Annotated in this window: 1 protein-coding gene; it reads left to right on the top strand. The window is 46.8% G+C overall.

Features of this window, described 5'->3' with window-relative positions; all coding sequences use genetic code 11:
- A partial coding sequence (locus IDG65_RS15190) for a hypothetical protein (protein WP_150531442.1) occupies positions 1-231 on the top strand: 231 nt, incomplete at both ends.

Raw genomic sequence — 231 nt, 5'->3', positions numbered from 1 at the left:
CAGATAGCGATTCAGAATCAGATAGCGACTCAGACTCAGACAGCGACTCAGATTCAGATAGCGACTCAGATTCAGACAGCGACTCAGATTCAGATAGCGATTCAGACTCAGACAGCGATTCAGATTCAGATAGCGACTCAGACTCAGATAGCGATTCAGATTCAGATAGCGATTCAGACTCAGACAGCGATTCAGATTCAGACAGCGACTCAGACTCAGATAGCGACTCAG

It is taken from the genome of Staphylococcus sp. EG-SA-17 (genome assembly GCF_017151845.1).
GTDB lineage: Bacteria > Bacillota > Bacilli > Staphylococcales > Staphylococcaceae > Staphylococcus > Staphylococcus aureus.
Note: the sequence above shows the minus strand (reverse complement) of the source record. Positions and strands in the feature narration are given on the sequence as shown.